Source organism: Rheinheimera gaetbuli, assembly GCF_054781935.1.
In genome coordinates this window covers 160,515-180,120 of the sequence record NZ_BAAGTL010000012.1, presented here as the reverse complement: position 1 = coordinate 180,120, position 19,606 = coordinate 160,515, and the positions used below count along the sequence as shown (strand labels likewise).

The 19,606-nt window shown below is 50.7% G+C and carries 18 protein-coding genes; 12 read left to right on the top strand and 6 right to left on the bottom strand.

Annotated features, from left to right (window positions below):
- Positions 1–103 precede the first annotated feature (103 nt).
- Positions 104–652: a TetR family transcriptional regulator gene (locus ACYVIC_RS11435; protein WP_460860039.1), complete on the top strand. Its 549-nt coding sequence runs from the start codon at positions 104–106 to the stop codon at positions 650–652.
- On the opposite strand, the gene mnmH is transcribed toward ACYVIC_RS11435, so the two are convergent.
- The 3 genes from mnmH to ACYVIC_RS11420 form a co-directional block, all read right to left on the bottom strand.
- Positions 649–1,749 (bottom strand): tRNA 2-selenouridine(34) synthase MnmH, encoded by a 1,101-nt coding sequence (mnmH, locus tag ACYVIC_RS11430; RefSeq protein WP_460860037.1) that lies wholly within the window; start codon positions 1,747–1,749, stop codon positions 649–651. The two genes, ACYVIC_RS11435 and mnmH, sit on opposite strands and share 4 nt — an antisense overlap.
- A gap of 11 nt (positions 1,750–1,760) precedes the next feature.
- Positions 1,761–2,804: a selenide, water dikinase SelD gene (selD, locus tag ACYVIC_RS11425; RefSeq protein WP_460860034.1), complete on the bottom strand. Its 1,044-nt coding sequence runs from the start codon at positions 2,802–2,804 to the stop codon at positions 1,761–1,763.
- Positions 2,805–2,901: 97 nt separating this feature from the next.
- Positions 2,902–3,630 carry an SIMPL domain-containing protein gene (locus tag ACYVIC_RS11420; RefSeq protein ID WP_460860033.1) on the bottom strand — a complete coding sequence of 243 codons (729 nt, stop codon included), beginning with the start codon at positions 3,628–3,630 and terminating at the stop codon, positions 2,902–2,904.
- A 130-nt stretch (positions 3,631–3,760) separates the two neighbouring features.
- On the opposite strand from ACYVIC_RS11420, the gene ACYVIC_RS11415 reads away from it, so the two are divergent.
- The 6 genes from ACYVIC_RS11415 (at position 3,761) to ACYVIC_RS11390 (ending at position 9,740) form a co-directional block, all read left to right on the top strand.
- Complete coding sequence (locus ACYVIC_RS11415; protein ID WP_460860031.1) at positions 3,761–5,599, top strand: M1 family metallopeptidase; 1,839 nt, start codon at positions 3,761–3,763, stop codon at positions 5,597–5,599.
- A 70-nt stretch (positions 5,600–5,669) separates the two neighbouring features.
- A complete protein-coding gene (locus ACYVIC_RS11410; RefSeq protein WP_460860029.1) occupies positions 5,670–6,014 on the top strand; it encodes a thiol-disulfide oxidoreductase DCC family protein in 345 nt (114 codons plus the stop codon).
- Positions 6,015–6,025: 11 nt separating this feature from the next.
- Positions 6,026–6,373 (top strand): hypothetical protein, encoded by a 348-nt coding sequence (locus ACYVIC_RS11405; RefSeq protein WP_460860028.1) that lies wholly within the window; start codon positions 6,026–6,028, stop codon positions 6,371–6,373.
- A complete protein-coding gene (locus ACYVIC_RS11400) occupies positions 6,370–6,807 on the top strand; it encodes a DUF3429 domain-containing protein (RefSeq protein ID WP_460860026.1) in 438 nt (145 codons plus the stop codon). Before ACYVIC_RS11405 ends, ACYVIC_RS11400 begins: the two co-directional genes overlap by 4 nt.
- A gap of 88 nt (positions 6,808–6,895) precedes the next feature.
- Positions 6,896–9,010 carry a TonB-dependent receptor gene (locus tag ACYVIC_RS11395; protein ID WP_460860024.1) on the top strand — a complete coding sequence of 705 codons (2,115 nt, stop codon included), beginning with the start codon at positions 6,896–6,898 and terminating at the stop codon, positions 9,008–9,010.
- Complete coding sequence (locus ACYVIC_RS11390) at positions 8,982–9,740, top strand: PepSY domain-containing protein (RefSeq protein WP_460860022.1); 759 nt, start codon at positions 8,982–8,984, stop codon at positions 9,738–9,740. The genes ACYVIC_RS11395 and ACYVIC_RS11390 overlap by 29 nt, the downstream gene beginning before the upstream one ends.
- A gap of 37 nt (positions 9,741–9,777) precedes the next feature.
- Here ACYVIC_RS11390 and ACYVIC_RS11385 read toward each other — a convergent pair whose 3' ends face one another.
- Entirely contained in the window at positions 9,778–10,416 is a 639-nt protein-coding gene (locus tag ACYVIC_RS11385; protein ID WP_460860020.1) for an NAD(P)-dependent oxidoreductase, read from the bottom strand.
- Between the two features lie 116 nt (positions 10,417–10,532).
- On the opposite strand from ACYVIC_RS11385, the gene ACYVIC_RS11380 reads away from it, so the two are divergent.
- From ACYVIC_RS11380 to ACYVIC_RS11365, 4 genes are all read left to right on the top strand, one after another.
- Positions 10,533–11,447, top strand: a complete 915-nt coding sequence (locus ACYVIC_RS11380) for a LysR family transcriptional regulator (protein WP_460860019.1) — start codon at positions 10,533–10,535, stop codon at positions 11,445–11,447.
- Positions 11,448–11,524: 77 nt separating this feature from the next.
- Complete coding sequence (locus tag ACYVIC_RS11375; protein WP_460860017.1) at positions 11,525–12,745, top strand: alpha/beta hydrolase-fold protein; 1,221 nt, start codon at positions 11,525–11,527, stop codon at positions 12,743–12,745.
- A gap of 763 nt (positions 12,746–13,508) precedes the next feature.
- Entirely contained in the window at positions 13,509–13,691 is a 183-nt protein-coding gene (locus ACYVIC_RS11370) for a type II toxin-antitoxin system HicA family toxin (protein WP_082694684.1), read from the top strand.
- 24 nt (positions 13,692–13,715) lie between these two features.
- The gene (locus ACYVIC_RS11365; RefSeq protein ID WP_460860015.1) at positions 13,716–14,153 is read left to right on the top strand and encodes a type II toxin-antitoxin system HicB family antitoxin; all 438 of its coding nucleotides are present in this window, start codon (positions 13,716–13,718) and stop codon (positions 14,151–14,153) included.
- 255 nt (positions 14,154–14,408) lie between these two features.
- On the opposite strand, the gene ACYVIC_RS11360 is transcribed toward ACYVIC_RS11365, so the two are convergent.
- On the bottom strand, positions 14,409–14,861 hold the full coding sequence (locus ACYVIC_RS11360; RefSeq protein WP_460860014.1) for a GNAT family N-acetyltransferase: 453 nt from the start codon (positions 14,859–14,861) through the stop codon (positions 14,409–14,411).
- 223 nt (positions 14,862–15,084) lie between these two features.
- On the opposite strand from ACYVIC_RS11360, the gene dinF reads away from it, so the two are divergent.
- Positions 15,085–16,407, top strand: coding sequence for an MATE family efflux transporter DinF (gene dinF / locus ACYVIC_RS11355; RefSeq protein ID WP_460860011.1), 1,323 nt, complete (start codon positions 15,085–15,087; stop codon positions 16,405–16,407).
- Positions 16,408–16,477: 70 nt separating this feature from the next.
- Here the strand turns inward: dinF and ACYVIC_RS11350 are convergent, their stop codons facing one another.
- Positions 16,478–19,606: an efflux RND transporter permease subunit gene (locus tag ACYVIC_RS11350; protein WP_460860009.1), complete on the bottom strand. Its 3,129-nt coding sequence runs from the start codon at positions 19,604–19,606 to the stop codon at positions 16,478–16,480.

Here is a 19,606-nt window from a genome sequence, read left to right as displayed (position 1 = left end):
TTCACTCTTAATCGCATGACTATAGCGGTTTTACACCGCTTTACCAGCCGTTTACGCAGAGATACCTATACTTAGTATCTGCAGCAGATACAAGGTAGCCCCCATGCAACAGCAAATTCTCGACAAGGCACTGCAACTGGCAGCGAAAACCAGTTGGGAGCGGCTGACATTACAACAAGTCGCCTTAGCTATGCACATTAGCCTGGCGGATATTTACCGCCATTTTCGCACTAAAGATGAGTTAGTCGACGCCTGGTTTGACCGTGCTGATATGGCGCTGCTTAGCGCACAAATAAGTAAAGAGCTGCCCGCCAGCGCACGGTTACAGCAGGCAACACAACACTGGCTGGCAGCGCTGGCGCCGTACCATAAACTTAGCGGCCAGATGCTGCTATATAAGCTGGAGCCGGGCCATATTCACTTGCAGCTGGCTGGAGTGTTGCGCATTAGCCGCACCGTGCAATGGCTGCGTGAAGCAGCCGGTTTAAGCGCCAGTGGCATGGCACGTATTGGCCAGGAGCTGGCATTAACCAGCCTGTTTGTGTCGGTATTTATTTGCTGGTTAAACGACAGCTCGGCCAATCAGCAGCGCAGCCTGGCGCTATTGCAGCGTAAACTGCAGTGCGCCGCTGCACTAAAGCTATGGTATTAGGTATTCATTAACTGTTGTTGCCACCACTGCTTAAGTTCACTGGCACTGCCTTGCATTAACACCGCTTGTCCGCGTTTATTCAGCTGATACTGATACATCGGATCATAGTAGTCACTCAGTAAGCGCGCTATCCAAAGCCGGTGCAGATTGATATCACCGCTGTGCTGCTGTACAGCTAATGCCTGATTCAGCATAGCGGCTAATTCACTGTACAATGCGCCACCCAAGCGCCTGGCAATACGTGCCATACCCTGTTGCAGCATATTGCTAAACACCGCAAAGCCCTGCTCGCCCTGTGCCGTTGTAGCCTCAAAGTGCAGCTCAACAATATAGTCTTGCAATATCACTTCTATGCGCTCACTTTGCGGCTCTTGCAACAACAGCAGCGGGCTTTGCTGCATGGCCTGATAGAGCAGATGCGGGATATTACGCTGGCCAATCAGCAGGCTTTCATCTTCCAGCAGCAGATAACGTGTTGCATTGGCCTGGCGGTGCAGCAAAGCGCCAGCTAAATCGTTTTCAAAGCGAATTTGGCTGGGCTGCGGTGCCAGTTTGCGGCCAAATGCCGAGCCACGATGATTTGCCAGCGCTTCTAAATCCACCGCCTCTAACTGCTTAAGCAATCGCGTTTTACCGCTACCGGTAGGGCCTGCCAGCAATAACAACGGCTGCGTTGCCGCCTGCTCAATAACGTTGATTGCCGACTGACGCAGTGCTTTAAAGCCGCCCTTTACTCTGTGGTACACCACACCGGCGTCACTGAGCCATTGCTGGGCGATTTGTGAGCGCAGACCGCCACGGGCACAGTACAACATGCCCTGCGGGTTAGCTTTGGCAAAGGCAACCCAACTCTGAACCCTGCTTTGTTTCACTTCGCCCTGCACAAGCTGATGCCCCAGTGCTATAGCAGCTTGCTGCCCCTGCTGTTTATAGCAGGTACCCACAGCGGCACGCTCGGCGTCACTCATCAGCGGCAGATTACAGCTATTAGTAAAGGCACCTCGGCTAAACTCCAGCGGTGCGCGTAAATCCAGTAGCGGTAGCTGCAGTTGCAGGATCTGCTGGTAGTTATCCAGCAGCGGTAAATCACTGCCCATAGCAAATGCCTTTAGCGCACACGGATGCGATGGCCTTTTTTATGCGCGTGCAACTCGCCTATTGGCTGCAGGGTTAAATCGTATTCTACTGCCAGATGGATAAAGGCCGCTTCTGCATCCGGGCTTACCGCTACCAACAAACCACCACTGGTTTGCGGGTCGCACAGCAGTGCCTGTTGCTCTTTGCCAAGCGGTGATATTTTAGCGCCATAACTGGCAAAGTTACGCGCGCTGCCGCCGGGGATACAGCCTTGGGCGATATAGTCTGCCACGTGCGGCAATACCGGCACCGCATGGCTGTCCAGCTCGGCATTGACGCCACTGCCCTCACACATCTCTAATAAATGCCCCAGCAGACCAAAACCGGTAACGTCGGTCATGGCATGAATACCCGGCAGTTTGGCAATATCAGCACCGATACGGTTTAGCTGCACCATACTATCGCGCGCCAGTGTGGCATGCTCTGGTTTGAGCTTTTTTTGCTTTTGCGCCGTGGTTAAAATACCTACGCCCAATGGTTTAGTTAAATACAGCCGGTCGCCGGCTTTGGCAGTGTCATTGCGTTTTAACTGTGCAATGGCAACCCGACCACTGACCGCCAGGCCAAAAATCGGCTCGGGCGCATCAATACTGTGGCCACCTGCCAGCACTATGCCCGCCTCTTTGCAACTATGCCGCGCGCCCTCAAGTACTTGCTGCGCTAACTCCGGCGGTAATTTCGTTACCGGCCAGCCTAAAATGGCAATGGCCATAAGTGGCTGCCCACCCATGGCATAAATATCACTAATAGCATTAGTGGCGGCGATACGGCCAAAATCAAACGCATCGTCACAAATCGGCATAAAAAAGTCAGTGGTGCTTAACAACGCGCTGCCATCACCCAAGTCATAAGCCGCAGCATCGTCTTTGCTGGTATTGCCCACTAACAAATTAGTATCTGTAAAATTGATGTTGGTTTTGAGGATGCTATCGAGTAATTGCGGTGAAATTTTACAGCCGCAACCAGCGCCGTGGCTGTATTCAGTAAGTTTAATGGCAGAAAAATCGGACTTCATCAGAGTTGGCTACTACATGTCTGGCTAATTTATAATAGTGCCAACATAACCAAAGCCCAGTCGGATCTCAAGATCAGACTGGGTTTAGCCCGGTTTTTCACGGCTTAATTTTATAAATCACATGCACCGATTTTTGCAGCGTAATATGTCGTGGCAGCACCAGGTTACCGCTGCTGTCGGCCATTTCGGCACTTTTACGCAGTGCACCGTAGCTTACTGCGCCGCCGCTAAAACCAAAATCACCAGCTAAACTGCCCCAGCCTGCGGTTTCGCTGATGGCAAACACACTGCTGATTTTTACGCCCTGAGCGCCAGCCAGATGATTAGCACGGCGGCGGGCATCGGCGCCGGCCTGCTCGCTTAGTTTAAGCTCGTGCTGTTCGCGTTGACTGCTGTCGAAACTGCCCTGAATAGAAAAAATCTGCGGCTGCTTAAACAGATAATCCATCACCGCCACGTAGTTACCCAGCTGATCCAGCGTTACGCTGATGGGTTGGCTGGCTTCATAGCCGGTAATGGTTCTGTCGTTGTAGTCTTTGTACAGTGCTTCTTTATTTACCTGGGCGGCGTCAATGTCGGCTTCGGTTATGCCCTGCGACGCCAGAAACTGCATTAAATCACGGCCCTGTTTGTACACCGCCTCTGTGGCCGCATCGGCTTTGGCCGCGGTGTGGCGGATGACAAAATGAATTCGGGCTTTGTCCGGTGCTACGTCCAGTTTGGCTTCACCGGTAACAGTAATAAACGGAAAATCCGGCAGCGGGCTGGCCTGGGCAACGCCGCTAAAGGTTAACAGCAGCGCAGTAGTAAGTGTGGTCAGTTTCATATAAACCTCGTGTTGTGTTTAATAAGCATTACAGCAAAGCTTTACGCATTAAGTTGTTACTATTTGTAGAGTTGTATTTGGCCGGAGTTTGCCTTTACACTCAGCCATCTGTTGATTTTAAGGAAACACCATGTCTTTACGTTTGCTCACCCTGGGTGCTGCGCTGCTGTGTAGCAGTCATGTTTTGGCTGCAACCGATGCTTACAGCTATGCCAACTTTGATGCCGTAACGGTAAAGCACCTGCACCTGGACTTAGCGGTTAACTTTGAGCAAAAAGCCTTAACCGGCTTTGCCGATTTGCAACTTAACTGGCTAAACAGCACAGATAACACGGTGTATCTGGACACCCGCGATCTGCTGATAGAGCGTATTTACGCCAAAAGGGCCGACGGCCAATGGCAAAAAGTGCCTTTTACCTTAGCTGAGCGCGATGCCGTGCTGGGCAGCAAACTCACGGTAAGCCCGGCGTTTCAGGCGCAAACACTGCGTATTTACTACAGCTCTACCGATAAAGCCTCCGGCCTGCAGTGGTTAACGCCCGAACAAACCGCCGGTAAAACCACGCCCTTTATGTTTAGCCAAAACCAGGCTATTCATGCCCGCAGCTGGATCCCGATTCAGGACACCCCGGCCGTGCGCATGACCTACACGGCACGCATTCAAAGCCGTGACGATGTTCTGGCTATTATGAGCGCCAATAATGAACCTGGCATGATTCGCGACGGTGATTACCAATTTGTTATGCCACAAGCTATTCCGGCCTATTTAATTGCCATCGCCGCCGGCGATATACAGTTTAAAGCCATGAGTGAGCAAACCGGTGTCTATGCCGAGCCTTATATTCTTAATGCCTCGGCGGAAGAATTTGCCAGCACCCAGGCGATGATTGACGCCACCGAACAGCTGTACGGCGACTACCGCTGGGGCCGTTATGATTTGCTGATCTTACCGCCCAGTTTCCCGTTTGGCGGTATGGAAAACCCGGTGCTGAGCTTTATTACCCCCACCGTTGTAGCGGGTGACGGCAGCCTGGTAAATTTAATTGCCCACGAGCTGGCACACTCCTGGTCGGGCAACCTGGTCACCAACGCCAGCTGGCGCGATTTGTGGCTGAATGAAGGTTTTACCTCCTATGTGGAAAACCGCATTATGGAGCAAGTGTTCGGCGTTGACCGCGCCGTGATGGAACAAGCCTTGTCGGTACAGGGCTTAAAAGATGAACTGACTGAGTTACCGGCCAACGACAGCATTTTACATATCGACTTACACGGCCGTGATCCGGACGACGCGTTCAGCGGCGTACCCTACACTAAGGGCCAGCTGTTTTTAATGTTTCTGGAGCAAAAATTCGGCCGCGATAAATTTGACACCTTTGTCCGGCAATACTTTGATGATCATGCCTTCCAAAGCATTGATACCGAACGTTTTATTAAGTACCTAACGGCCAACTTATTGCAAAAATACCCAGGGATTGTGTCATTAGATGAAGCCAACAACTGGATTTATCAGCCAGGCTTACCGGCCACTGCGCCGGATCCGCAATCTGATGCGTTTAACCAGGTACAGCAACATGCCAACAGCTGGCTTAATGGCAACAGCGAACTTAGCAGCCTGCCTACCGACAGCTGGACAGTGCACGAGTGGCTGTATTTTATTAATAACCTGCCGCTGTCTATCACGCCGGAGCAACTGGCCAAACTGGACAGCACCTTTAATTTAACCCTGTCAACCAACAGCGAAATTGCTCACGCTTGGTATTTACTGGCACTGAAAACCGGTTATCAGGAAATTGCCGTACCACTGGAGCACTATTTGATTGGTATTGGCCGGCGTAAGCTGATTATTCCGCTTTATAAGCAACTGGCCACTACGCCTGAAGGCCTGGCTTTTGCCCGTGCAGTGTATGAAAAAGCCCGCCCCGGCTACCACCCACTGGCGCAGGGTACGGTAGATGAGCTGTTAAAGTAGACTAAACAAGCTTGATCTAAAGCCCACGAGCCGCGTAATAGCTGGCAGTGGGCTTTTTTATGAGTATGTAATGCAAAAATTGTTTTATGACGGCAGCTGTGCCTTATGCCGGCGCGAGATAAACTGGCTGGGGCCTAAACTGAAGCCACATCTTGAGCTGGTAGATATCAGCGCAGAGGGCTTTACCGGCTTTGCGGATGTCAGTAAAGCCGCCATGATGCAGCAAATTCATTTATGGCAAGATGACCATTTTTTAATTGGTATAGACGCGACGCTGCACTACTGGCAGCTGGCCGGGCACAGCTGGCTGGTAGCGTTTTTACGCCTGCCGCCCTGCTATTGGTTGGCAAAAAAAGCCTATACTTACTGGGCGGCTAAACGCAATAACTGCTCAGGCGGCGACTGCGCCATTTAAGATAAAGCACTATGCCACGACCCACAATGCGCAGGCGCAGTGTCAGCAAACCTGCTGCGGCCACAGATAAACACATATTGCACCTGCACCGCGCCATGGCCGATAAACTGCTGGCCGAGCCCTGGCGTATAACGGATATACGCCACACGCTGGAGCGCCGCTATGAGGCTGGCCAGTTAAAACACAGCGGCTACATACACTGGCACAGTATTTTAGAGTGTATCGACCAACCCGAACTGTTTTTAGCTGCGCTGCTCGATACTGGCGAGCGCATGAGTAAACTGCGCCGGCGCACAGTGTTGGTAGGCATATTAACCGAGCCAGAGCGCCTGGCACTGCTATTGGAGGCACCAGAATGACGCTGATAAACCGCCTTGGCTACGCAGGCCTAATCCCCTTTATTGCTCTGCCGCTGCTGTACAGCCAACAACTCTGGCTTAGCAGCGTCGATATTATGCAGCTGTATCAGCTATACAGTGCATTGATATTAGGTTTTATGGCAGGTGTACTGTGGCCTGTGCTGCACAGCAACAGCGCGACAACAGCAAAAATAAACCGGCTGGCCGTGCTTGCCGTGACCTTTCCGGTACTCAGCATCATTGCACTTCTGCTGGCCGGCGAATACTTTTTACCTGCCCAAGCCTGCTTGTTTGTGTTATTGCGTCTGGCAGAATACCGCAGCGGCGTTAACCGGCAATACCCCGTCCAGTATCGCGCTCTGCGCAACCGGCTGACGTTGGTGGTTTGTATCAGCCATCTGCTGCTGTATTACCTGGTAACGGCAGCAGGTTAACCCGACTTGCTGCGACAATATGTCACACCCGTATAATAGTTTGAATTTATTACACTAGCAGCCTGACTTTTTTGTTAAGGACTGCTTTATGTTATCCACGCCCCCCGCCATGTCGTGCCGCCAATGCCCTGCATTACGCTATTCTGCCCTTAGTCTGTTACTGTTAACCTCTTGCAGCGCGCTGTCGCAGGCGAGCAGTGCTGAGCTTGAAGTGATTGAAGTGATTGAAGTAAAAGGGCTAAACTGGCAAACCAACCAGAGCGACAGCGAGCAGTTATTGCGCGCAAAAGGCGTTGATTTCTCTGCCGCGGGCGGGGTTTCAGCCTTGCCGCTGTTAAACGGCATGATGGGCAACCGCATTAAAGTATTAATTGACGGTAGCGATATCGGCGCAGCCTGTGCCAATGAAATGAACCCGCCGCTGTCGTATATTTCCGCCAATCAGATAAATGCTGTCACAGTAGTCGCCGGTATTTCCCCGGTGAGTATGGCTGGCGATAATATCGCCGGAGTCATTAGCGTCAGCAGCATCAATCCAACCTTTACCGACAGCGCCGGCCTGTCTCACCAACAAAGTTACCTTGGCAGCCGTTATCAGAGTAATGGCGACGCAGTTAATATCAGTGGCGGCACGGAGTTTTCCAGCAAACAATTCAGCCTGAAGTACGATGGCGCCTATAGCGATGCCAACAGCTATCGCGACGGTAACGACGATAAGGTACCTGACACCTTGTACCGCGCGCAAAACCATCAGTTGGTTGGCGCCTGGCAGGATGGCGAAGAGCAGTTGGCGGTTAAACTTAGCCATCAGTACATTCCGTTTCAGGGCTTTGCCAACCAGTATATGGACATGACAGAAAACCAGAGCTTTGGTGCCACGCTGCAATACAAGCGCCCTCTGGCTGATGGAGACTTGCTGGCGCGGGTAAACTGGCAAGGCATTAAGCACGAAATGGGCTTTTTTACCGCAGAAAAGCCCGGCACCATGCCGATGTTGACCGACAGTGACGATTACAGTTATCAACTGCACTGGCAAACTGCGCTATCAAGCGGCAGTACGCTAAAAGTCGGCCACGAGTTTTATCAGTTTCATTTAAACGATATCTGGCCAGCAGTGCCTGGCTCGATGATGATGGGCCCGAACGATTACATCAATATTAATGATGGCAAACGCCAGCGTCTGGCGATTTTTGCTGAACTTAACCAGCAATTAACGGCAAAATTGCTGCTTAACTATGGCGTACGGCTGGAGCAGGTTAGCACTAATACAGGTACTGTGCAGGCCTACAGCAATATGATGATGGGCATGATGGCCGCCGATGCAGTAGCCGCGCAGGCTTTTAACCAGCAGGACCGTAAGCAGCGCGATACGCTGGCAGATCTCACTTTTTTGGCCAGTTATCAGTTGGATGATGCGCAGCAACTGCAGTTTGGTCTGGCACAGAAAAACCGCGCCCCCAACCTGTATGAACGTTACAGCTGGGGCCAGGGCCAAATGGCCATCAGCATGATTGGCTGGTTTGGCGATGGTAACGGCTATATTGGCGATATTAACCTGAAGCCCGAAACCGCCCGCACAGTGAGTGTGGCTTATCTTTACAGCAGTGATAACACCATGCTGCAACTGCGGCCATTTTATACCAAGGTAACGGATTTTATCGACGTGAACATCGCCGACAGCTTTAATACCGGCGACAACCTGCGCCACCGGCTGCAGTTTGTTAATTTAGACGCCACCTTGTATGGCGTTGAAGCCAGTGGCCAATGGCTGTTAGCATCAGACGCCCGTTTGGGTCAGTGGCAGTTGCAAGCAGAGGCCAAAGTAAACCGGGCTACTCGCGACAATAGTAACGAGCCCCTTTACCAGCAAAGGCCATTTAATACGTCAGTTCAGCTGCAACATCAGCTGGGTAAGCTGCAAACTGCACTAAAATGGCAATGGCAGGATGGCAAAAGCCGTCTGGACAGTCGCCGGCTGGAAAACCCAACCGCCAGCTACGCCTTATTGGATCTGAATAGCCAATGGCAACATAATCAGCTAACACTGCGTTTTGGCATCAGCAACCTGCTGGATAAAGACTATGAGCTGCCACTTGGCGGCGTCAATATCGCTGAATACCGCCAGGACAACAGCAACGGCTTTAGCCAACTGAAAGGTGCCGGCCGCTCGGTAAATGCCGGTATCCGTTTTAACTTTATGTAGTCGAGTGGTATTTATGATCAAAGCTTGCCGCTGGTTGCACAATTGGCTGGGTTTAATCTTGGTTCTCCAGATTATATTCTGGTTTTTAAGTGGCCTCGTGATGGCGGTTATGCCCATTGAGCAAGTACGGGGGGAGCATTTACGTTTCAGTAGCACCGTAACCTGGCATACAGCATCTGTAGCGCCGGCGAGCATACTTAAACACCATAGTGCGAACGCCAGCTTAAGCCTCAGCCAGCAACTACATATTAGCGACCAGCAACTTAGCGCAAGCCCGGTGTACCTGGTAGCAGATGATGATCAACACTACAGATATTCAGCCACTACCGGCAAACCGGTATCAGCATTAGCAGAACCTGAAATCCGGCAACTGGCAGTGGCGCAATATCTTGGGCAAGGCCAATTGCAAAAGGTACAGTTATTACAGCAACTGCCTCAGGAAGTTAAAAGCCTGAACCCGCCGCTATGGATGGTGCAATTTAACGATGCCGATAACACCCATTTTTATCTGGACCCGGCAACCGGCCTCGTGCAACGGGTAAGAACCAGCGGCTGGCGTGTGTTCGACTTTTTCTGGATGCTGCATATTATGGATTATCAGGAGCACAGCAACTTTAATAACCCGCTGCTTATTACCACCGCAGCAGCGTCCTTGCTGTTTACGCTAAGCGGTTTGGTTCTGCTATGGCAACGCTTTAAACCTGCCAGGCGTCGCGAACGCCTGGCATAACCTGCTTTGCCTGGCGTGCTGTGATTTTACGGTCTTATTAATACGCCACGCTAAAGCGTTTATTCAAATGCTGCGGTTGCTCTGCTTCATCCAGCATAGCTGCAGCATAATCGCCGTTAGATATGCGGCTTTTACCTGCACTGTCGGTAAGTAAATTATCTAACCCCAGCCGAAAGTTGCCGGTTTTGTCGCCCGGGAAAATCTCTGCCGCCGGTGATAAAAAGCTCCAGTTAAGCGCGTTTTGCCCACGCAGTTGCTGTAACACTTCTGCCGCGCCTTCAGCAGTAGCACGGTATTCTGCCGGGAAGCCGGGGCTATCCAATAAACGGCTACCATCAGCCAGCAGTAAGGTTGCGGCACCGCCTACCACCAGCAAACGGCCTACTTGAGCTGCAGTTGCCGCATTCAATACCGAGTTAAACGTCTTTAAGTAATAGCCCTTTACATCTTGCTGCGCGTGGCCGCTAAAGGCACTGATCACCACAGCTTTGTCACTAAGCAGCTTGGTTAACGCTGCAGTGTCGTTAATATCAAGCCCTAACACGCTTAAACCCGCTGTTGCCGCCAGCCGCTCTGGCCGGCTTACCACCGCCGTTACCTTATGGCCGCGCGCCAATGCTTCGGCAGTAATGGCCGAGCCGATAAAACCTGATGCGCCTAAAATGACTAATTCCATACTATTTTCCTCACAAGTTGCTATCTGAACAATTAATGTGACGACATTATGGCGGCTCGATTAACACAGAAAAATAGATTAATATTAAAATCACTGTTTAATAAATTAAAACAATCATGCCTAATCAAGCAGATTTAAATAGCCTGCAACTGGTGCAGCGCCTGGCACAGGCCGGCAGCTTTACCGCTGCTGCCGAGCAACTGAGCTGCAGTAAAACTACCATTAGCCTGCAGTTAAAAGCGCTGGAGCAGCAATTAGGGGTCGCGCTGTTTCGCCGCACCACGCGCCAGCTCAGCTTAACCCGCGCCGGCGAACAGTTACTGCGCGATTGCCTGCCGCTACTGGACGAGCTGCAACACGCCTTACAGCAATTACAAAGCAGCGATAAAGTATTACAGGGTAAGCTGGTATTAAGCGCACCAGAAGATTACACCAACCGCATCCTGGCGCCCGCCGTGGTAGCCTTTATGGCGCTGCATCCTACCTTAGAGGTGGAGTTTCGCAGCAGCGATCAGGTTAAAGATCTCATTAAAGAAGGTATCGATTTAAGCATCCGCGCCGGTTGGTTAAAAGACTCGGGCCAGCACGCCAGAAAACTCGGCAGCTTTGAACAATGGCTGCTGGCCGCGCCGGCTTATCTGGAAAAAGCCGGCACACCCCAGCAACCGCAAGACCTGGCCAGCCATGCCTTTATTGCTTTTACGCCGTTAAGCCAGCCGCAGCAGTGGACTTTTAGCCACACTAACCGACATACCGGGGCAAAACAGCAGGTTGAGCAGTATTTGCAGGCACCGCTTAAAACCAGCTCTACCCATACCATTACGGCACTCATGCTGGCCAGCGCCGGCCTTGGCATACTGCCCGACTACAGCGCGCGCGAGTTAGTTAACAGCGGCCAACTCGTCCGGCTACTGCCCGACTGGAGCTTAGCGCAAGCCGGTATTTACGCGGTATACCCGCCAGGGCGTTTTCGCCCGGCACGGGTGACCGCCTTTGTCGATTTTTTGCAGCGGTATCAGCAGTTGGTTTAGGGCAAGCACAGCAAAGCCGCCTTGCCCCCAAAGAAGGTACGCTATGATTGCTAATCACATGCCTGTATGTTAACTTCATGAAAAATAGTGAAATAGGTGAATACATAATGGTAAAAAGCAATATCACTAAAAGAATAACTTTGTTTATAGTTTGCTCCGTTATTGCTTCATCTGTTTTTGCTCAGCAGGCATCAGGTTCGGGTGGAGAGTACAAACTACTGACAGACACACTTCACTCTAATGTGCTCAACGAGAGCAGAACGGTCACCGTGCAACTTCCTAAGAGTTATGAGTCTACGCCCAACAAAAAGTATCCTGTTATCTATCGGCTTGATGGTAAAGGCAACATCCCGCTTATTACTGCGGTTTTAGAGAGACTGCAAGAAGCAAACGCTGCGCCTGAAGTTATTATTGTTGCAATTGAAAATACCGACAGGCAGAGAGATTTATTTCCAACAATCAATCAAGAACCACAGGGCCCGCTTGGCATTGGCGGCGGCGCGCCAAAGTTCTTAAGTTTTATAGAAAACGAACTTATCCCTTTCGTGGATAATAAATACCGTACTCATAACTTTAAAGTCATTGCGGGTGCCTCCGCAGGCGGCGTATTCGCCCTGTATGCCCTGCAAACCAACCCAGAACTTTTTCAGGCACATTTAGCTTACAGTGCCGCCGTTTGGTGGAATCATGGCGCAACGGCAAAAAGCACTAAAGCGTTTATGGCTAAAACAAAAACCTTAGACAACTATTTATATATGAACATCGGTGAAGAAAGCGGCTTTATGAGAGAGCGCTACGACGATTTGCAAAACTTCATATCGTCCAACACGCCCAAGGGCTTAACCTTTATCAGTGATAAGTTCGACACCGTATCACATGGCTTAACATCAACCGCTGGCATTTTTAATGCCTATCACAATCTGTTTTTACCGCTGCGAATGCCAATACAAGCCTATACCGGCGAAACCCGCTCCATTTCAGATTATTACAACCGGCTATCAAAGCAATATGGCGAACAGACTCCGCCGCCGGAATGGGTAGTTCGGGAGTTGGGTTACCACTTCGTTAATAACGGTGATCTTGAAGAAGCGATCAAACTGTTTAAATACGGCATAACGCTTTATCCGGAAAAACCCGACACCTACAATGGCCTAGCTTATGGCTACGAGCAAAGTGGGAAGTACGAAGAGTCACTCGCACAAGTCAACAAAGCGCTTGCTTTATCAGGGCAAGAGTATGACGGCTATAACGTTTACCTGGCCCGTAAAGAGCGGCTACTTAAGTTATTGGCGCAGTAAACGCCACTTCAGAATTAGCCTTAGAAGCCCTGTACAAGACGTTCGCTGTTATATAAAAGCGAAGACATTAACACGGACAGGCTACCTCTGCATTTATTGGAGGTGAGAAATTATCTCTTATTTCAAACTTCTGCCCTGAAATCACCTATCAGCGTTTTGGTTTATTTTGTACTGGAATTGGCTTTCACACAGATGAAATTGATAGAGATGCAATGCATTCCTTCCTGAAGCGGGAGAACGTCCCAATAGTAGACCCTAGATGGTTATACGCACATGTAACATCAGAGCATTACTCAGATTGCGATATGTACTCACTTATTCAGCATTCAAAATCACCCTTTGACAACAATCAAAAGACAGAGCCATGGTGGAGAGAACATGCCGCCAAAATTGTTGTTGGCATAGCAATAGCACTTGCAGGAGCAGTATTTAAGTTATGGTTCTCGTGAGCATTCCTCTAACAACTGGTTCAAACCGTTCGCTTCGCTAACCGGGACGGGCTAAAGCCCGCCCTTCAACCAAACTTTAAGTCCGCTTTTTTCATACCTGTCGTTTGACTATTACTGTAAAGCTATCAAACAAACATCGCCGCTGGTATACCAAACCGCTTTGATATGGCGCGGATATGGCACAGCGTTAGCGAACGCTTGCCGCTTAAAATTTGCGATACCAGCGATTTTTCGCCTTCCTGAGGCTGAAAATCACTTTGCACATTGCCGTGTGTGTATCTGTGTGTATACTTATTCCAAGGTTGGGAGGTGCAATGAAATCAACGGATCTGATAAAGGAGCTCTCAGCAGCCGGTTGTGAGCTAAAACGCCAGGGTAAAGGCAGCCACCAGATTTGGTACTCCCCCATTACCGGAAAAACCTTTGCTGTGCCTCACCCTAAAGGTTCGCTGCCAATAGGTACAGTTAAATCCATTAAGAAGTCGGCAGGTATTTAGCTTGTTGCATCTGCGAGGTGATGTATGTATTTTTCAGTCGGTATAGAAGAGCCCAAAAACGGTGAAGCTTTCGGCTTGGTAGTGCCTGCGCTGTGCACTGATAATTTCAGTTGCTATAGCGCTGCAGATTGTCAGGAAGATATAGCACCGATGGTTACAGAAGCCATTACTATGCTGCTGGAGCAGATGCAGGAACAAGGTTTGCCGGTACAGGATATTAGAGATGCCGGTGTACTGGCCTATCAGAAATTAGCCGACTATGCCTTTTGCGATGCCTGGCTGTTGGTACATGTCGATATGTCGGCATTTGAAGGTAAGCCCAAGCGGATTAACATCAGCATACCTGACACCTTAATCAGCCGAATAGACAATAAAGTAAAAACCTCGCCGGACAAATACCGTGATCGCAGCCATTTTCTGGCAACGGCCGCACGCCATGAGTTGGAAACCGCTGGGCAATAAGAGGCTGAATAAATTTTAGGGTCAGAACAAAAATTTTAGGGTCAGAACAAAATTAAACGCATTCCCTGCTTTTCACTCATACCTGCCGTCTAAATGCGCAGCGACGATATCAAACAAACTTCGCCGCTGGTATATCAAAGCGCTTGGATAAAGCGCGGATATGGCTCAGCGTTAGCGAGCGCTTGCCGCTGAGTATTTGCGATAGCCACGATTTAACGTCTACAGCTTAAAAGCGTTAATCTGCGGTAATGGCTTTTAGTCTCGTACTTTAAGCTCCATCACGACACCGTCGTTTTCATCTTCTTCGGTAACCACAAAGCCAAAGCGGGCGTAAAAATCGCGCATGGCATCATGGCCCGGCATATACAAAATAGAGATAATTTTGCACTGCGGTATTTGGCTTATTTCTGCTATAGCCAACCGGGTGGCTTCAGTACCTATGCCCTGCCCCTGCAGTTTCAGGTCGACCATAAATTGGGCGATATAAAACTCATCCGGCAAGCCTTCTTCCAGCTCTTGGTAATACTGTAAAAACCCCACCACCTCTTCGCCGCGATAAATGGCGCGGTTTACGTAATGTTCGTAAAAGTGTGATTCGGCTATCGACTCCGCATTTTGCGCAACATAGTCTTGTTGCTGCTGGCTTATTTGCAGGTTAATAACATCTAACCAGTTATCCTTTGTTACTTCGCGCAAACTAATTTCCACGTTATTCCCTTATTTTTAACGGTTGCAGAATTTAATTGGGCCTTGCTGTGGGTTTTCAACTTCAGACAGAACATTTAGTATGTCCATGCTTAGACAGCTGCGCCGTTAAATTATCGGGCCCGGCGGGTGCGGTACTGCCAGACAAAATGACCGTTGCCTGAGTAACGGCAGGATAATGTGCTAACATGCCAAACACTGATAACTGCTTGATGATACACGCGCTTTGCTAAACTTTTTCCGGCCGAAACAAAAGCAGGTGTTGTTAATTGCCCTGCCGATGATTGCCTCTAACCTGACTATTCCACTACTGTCATTGGTGGACACCGCCGTGGTGGGTCATCTTGACCATGCCTGGTATTTAGGCGGAGTGGCGCTTGGCAGCAGCGTGATTAGCCTGCTGTTTATGTTGTTGGGCTTTTTGCGCATGAGCACCACCGGCTTAACCGCGCAGGCGTTTGGCGCAGATAACACGCAGGCAATACGCCACAGCCTGCTGCAAGGTGCCAGCGTGGCGTTGGCACTGGCGATATTGCTGCTACTGCTGCACAGCGCTGTTTGGCCGTTAGTGCAGCAAATAAGCGCTGCCAGCACTGAGGTACTGACACAAGGTGGTATTTACTTTGATATTCGCATCTGGAGTGCGCCGGCAACGCTGCTGAATATGGTGTTGCTGGGCTGGTTTTTAGGCCTGCACAATGCCCGCTACCCCATGTGGCTATTGCTGGTTAACCAAAGCCTGAATATTGTGCTGGATGTGGTGTTTGTACTGGGTTTTGGCTGGTTGGTCGCGGGTGTGGCGGCAGCGTCGGTTGTGGCCGATTACAGCACCTTAGTGCTTGGGCTTTATTTAGCCCGCCGCCTGTGGCAGCAATATCAGCTTGGCCCGCTTGGTATCAGCGTGCTTAAACAACTAAGCGACTATAGCCGCTTATTTGCACTTAACCGCGATATTTTTATCCGAAGCCTGTGCCTGCAACTGGTTTTTGCCTTTTTTGCTTTTCGGGGCGCCAGCCTTGGCGATAATGTGGTGGCGGCTAACGCAGTGTTAATCAGTTTTTTATTGCTGGTGTCTTATGCTTTAGATGGCTTTGCTTATGCTGCTGAAGCCTGCACCGGTAAAGCCGTTGGCGCTAAAGATCACAGCGAATTGCAGGATCTATTTGTTATTTTGGCACAGTGGGGCCTGATATTAGCACTGTTGTTTAGTTTGTTTTTTTACCTGTGCGGCCCAGCACTAATTACTCTGCTTACCTCTATTGAGCCGGTCCAGCAAACTGCCAACGACTACCTGCCGTGGCTTATAACCTTGCCCTTACTGGCAGTGTGGAGCTATTTGCTGGATGGTATTTATATTGGCGCTACCCAGGGGCGGGCCATGCGCAACGGCATGCTGCTAAGCTTTGCCGGTTTTGTACTGTGTTACGCCCTGGCCTATAGCTTAGGCAACCATGCACTGTGGCTGGCGCTGTGCGTATTTATGTTGCTGCGCGGCCTGACACTGGCGTGGCCCCTTTACCGCCGCGGTACGGCGGTATTATTTGTGTAAAAAGCACCCGCCGTGGTACGGCGGTATTATTTACATAAAAAAACCGGCGTGACATCAAGCCGCCAATAGCTCAGGCAGCGTCAGCCGGCTGCGCCTTATCATTACTATGCAACCATTGGTACAGCACGGGTAGCACCAGCAATGTCAGCAGTGTGGCCGAGATAATACCGCCAATAACCACTGTCGCCAGTGGCCGCTGTACCTCTGCACCAGTGCCGGTATTAAGTGCCATTGGCACAAACCCCAAACTGGCTACCAGCGCGGTCATCAATACCGGCCGCAGCCGGGTAATGGCGCCCTCTGTTACCGCGTACAGCAAATCGCCTTTTTCGTGCCACAGCTGACGAATAAAGGCCAGCAGCACTAAGCCGTTGAGTACCGCCACCCCGGATAAGGCGATAAAACCAACTGCAGCCGATACCGACAACGGCATATCCCGCAACCACAACGCCAGCACCCCACCGGTAAGTGCCAGCGGTACACCGCTAAAAATAATCAGCGCATCTTTTAGCGAATTAAATGCCAGTAGCAGTAAAATGATAATCAGCAGCAGCGTAACCGGCACCACCAGCGCCAAACGCTGACTGGCAGAGCTTAGCTGCTCAAAACTACCACCGTAATCCAGCCAGTAACCGGCGGGTATGCTTACGCCGGCATCAATTCGCTGTGTTAACTCTGCAACAAAGCTGCCTAAATCACGCTGGCGCACATTAACCGACACCACCACCCGCCTTTTGCCATTTTCGCGGCTGATTTGTGCAGGCATCTGCTGCAAAGCGATTGTTGCAACTTCTTGCAACGGCACATAGCCACCGTCAGGTGTCGGTACCGGCAAGTAAGCCAGATTAGCAATATCAGTACGCACTGTCTCAGGCAAGCGCAACACCAGTGGGAAACGCCGATCGCCCTGATAAATTAAACCAACCTCTTCACCACCGATAGCCATACTAAGTAGCTGTTGAAACTCAGCAATACTGACGCCATAGCGCGCCAATTCAGTTAGCTTAGGATTAACTGTTAATACCGGTAAACCGGATACCTGCTCTACGGTAACGTCAGCACTGCCGGCCACTACCGAGGCTTGCTGCGCTATGCTGTTGGCCAGTTGCAGCAGCGTATCGAGGTCATCACCAAAAACTTTAACCGCCACATCAGCACGAACACCTGAAATAAGCTCGTTAAAGCGCATTTGGATTGGCTGGGTAAACTCGTAATTGTTACCCGGCAGCTGCTGCAGCGCCGTTTGCATTTGCGCGACTAACTCAGCCTTAGTTTTATCCGGATCAGGCCAGCTATGGCGCGGTTTTAACATCACGATATTGTCGCTGACATTCGGCGGCATAGCGTCGGTTGCAATTTCTGCCGTCCCTGTTTTACTAAAAACGTGCGCTACCTCAGCAAACTGCAGCAGCTGCCGCTCTAATTGCTGCTGCATTTGTACCGATTGCGTTAAGCTGGTGCCGGTTACCCGCATCGCATGCAAAGCAATGTCGCCCTCGTCCAGTTGCGGCACAAACTCGCTGCCCAGCGTAGTGGCAAGCCACAAACAACATGCTACCAGCGCGCCGGCAACACTAAGCACCAACACACGCAGCTGCAACACCCGCTGCAACAAGGGTCGGTACACGACCTTAGCCGCACATATTATCGGGCTTTCGTGCAGTTTGATACTACCTGACATAAACACCGCCACCGCCGCCGGTACCAGCGTAACGGATATTAGCATCGCCGCCAGCAGCGCCATCACCACGGTAGCCGCCATCGGGTGAAACATTTTGCCTTCAACACCAGTTAAGGCAAACAACGGCAAGTACACCACGGTAATAATAGCGACACCAAATAAGCTGGGTTTAATCACTTCCATTGTCGCACTGTGTACCACGGCTAATCGTTGGCGCAAGGCTAAAACAGCGCCTTGTTGCTGCTGTGCTAACCCTAAACGACGCATGCAGTTTTCGACGATGATGACGGTACCATCGACGATCAGGCCAAAATCCAGCGCCCCAAGACTCATCAGATTCGCTGATACACCCTTGCTTACCATCCCGCTAAGCGTTGCAAGCATCGCTAGTGGGATCACTGCAGCAGTGATCAGCGCGGCACGCACATTACCTAATAGTAAAAACAACACCAGCAGCACCAGTAAAGCGCCTTCGAGCAAGTTTTTTTGTACGGTGGCAATGGTTTTATCTACTAATGTTGTACGATCGTACAATGTTTGCAGCACAACGCCCTGTGGCAGTGTGGCTGCAATCTGCTGCAGTTTTGCTGCAGCGTTAGCCGCAACAGTACGTGAGTTTCCTCCCTGCAGCATCATTACCGTACCCAGCACGGTTTCTTCGCCATTTAATCCGGCCGCCCCGCTACGTAACGCTTTACCCAGTGCAACTTCGGCGACATCAGCTACCCGCACCGGTACGTTGCCCTGCAGCGCCACCACAACCTGCTCTATATCGCTGATACTGCCAAGCTGCCCTTCAGAACGCACCAGCAATTGCTGTCCATTATGTTCAATAAAACCGGCGCCACGGTTGGCATTGTGGCTTCGCAGTGCCTCGGCCAGCTGCACCATGTTGATGCCAAACGCCAGCATTTTTTCCGGCGCAGGCAGCACATGGAACTGCTTATCGTGGCCGCCAATGGTGTTGATTTCTGCAACACCATCGAGCTGAGCAAGCTGTGGCTTGACAATCCAATCCTGTACTTCGCGCAAAAACATGCTGTCAAGCGGCTGGCCCACGGCATCTGTAGCCCCGCTTTTCAACGACAGGCTATAGGTGACAATTTCGCCCAGCCCGGTAGCAACCGGCCCCAACTGCGGCTCTACACCTTGTGGCAAAGTAGCAGTAATACTGGCCAGGCGTTGGCTAATCAGGTTGCGGACAAAGTAAATATCGCTACCTTCGTCAAATACCACGGTAACCTGCGACAAGCCGTAGCGTGACAACGAGCGACTGTATTGCAGTTGTGGCAAGCCGAACAGCGCCGTTTCGACGACAAAGGTAATACGCTGCTCGACCTCAAGCGGTGAATAACCATCTGCTGCGGTGTTTATTTGTACCTGCACATTAGTAATGTCAGGTACGGCATCTATTGGCAACCGCTGATAACTGTAAAATCCGGCGCCCACCAACAATATAATCAGGCTAAGCATCAGATAACGGCGCATCACAGCAAAGCGCACTAAAGCATTAATCAT

What these genes read in the sequence shown, in the direction of transcription:
- ACYVIC_RS11415 (WP_460860031.1), top strand. Translation starts at nt 3,761, where the DNA reads ATGTCTTTACGTTTGCTCACCCTGGGTGCTGCGCTGCTGTGTAGCAGT.
- ACYVIC_RS11370 (WP_082694684.1), top strand. Translation starts at nt 13,509, where the DNA reads ATGAAATCAACGGATCTGATAAAGGAGCTCTCAGCAGCCGGTTGTGAG.
- ACYVIC_RS11390 (WP_460860022.1), top strand. Translation starts at nt 8,982, where the DNA reads ATGCCGGTATCCGTTTTAACTTTATGTAGTCGAGTGGTATTTATGATC.
- ACYVIC_RS11385 (WP_460860020.1), bottom strand. Translation starts at nt 10,416, where the DNA reads ATGGAATTAGTCATTTTAGGCGCATCAGGTTTTATCGGCTCGGCCATT.
- ACYVIC_RS11365 (WP_460860015.1), top strand. Translation starts at nt 13,716, where the DNA reads ATGTATTTTTCAGTCGGTATAGAAGAGCCCAAAAACGGTGAAGCTTTC.
- ACYVIC_RS11350 (WP_460860009.1), bottom strand. Translation starts at nt 19,606, where the DNA reads ATGATTAATGCTTTAGTGCGCTTTGCTGTGATGCGCCGTTATCTGATG.
- ACYVIC_RS11400 (WP_460860026.1), top strand. Translation starts at nt 6,370, where the DNA reads ATGACGCTGATAAACCGCCTTGGCTACGCAGGCCTAATCCCCTTTATT.
- ACYVIC_RS11380 (WP_460860019.1), top strand. Translation starts at nt 10,533, where the DNA reads ATGCCTAATCAAGCAGATTTAAATAGCCTGCAACTGGTGCAGCGCCTG.
- ACYVIC_RS11435 (WP_460860039.1), top strand. Translation starts at nt 104, where the DNA reads ATGCAACAGCAAATTCTCGACAAGGCACTGCAACTGGCAGCGAAAACC.
- ACYVIC_RS11375 (WP_460860017.1), top strand. Translation starts at nt 11,525, where the DNA reads ATGAAAAATAGTGAAATAGGTGAATACATAATGGTAAAAAGCAATATC.
- mnmH (WP_460860037.1), bottom strand. Translation starts at nt 1,749, where the DNA reads ATGGGCAGTGATTTACCGCTGCTGGATAACTACCAGCAGATCCTGCAA.
- ACYVIC_RS11405 (WP_460860028.1), top strand. Translation starts at nt 6,026, where the DNA reads ATGCCACGACCCACAATGCGCAGGCGCAGTGTCAGCAAACCTGCTGCG.
- ACYVIC_RS11395 (WP_460860024.1), top strand. Translation starts at nt 6,896, where the DNA reads ATGTTATCCACGCCCCCCGCCATGTCGTGCCGCCAATGCCCTGCATTA.
- ACYVIC_RS11420 (WP_460860033.1), bottom strand. Translation starts at nt 3,630, where the DNA reads ATGAAACTGACCACACTTACTACTGCGCTGCTGTTAACCTTTAGCGGC.
- selD (WP_460860034.1), bottom strand. Translation starts at nt 2,804, where the DNA reads ATGAAGTCCGATTTTTCTGCCATTAAACTTACTGAATACAGCCACGGC.
- ACYVIC_RS11410 (WP_460860029.1), top strand. Translation starts at nt 5,670, where the DNA reads ATGCAAAAATTGTTTTATGACGGCAGCTGTGCCTTATGCCGGCGCGAG.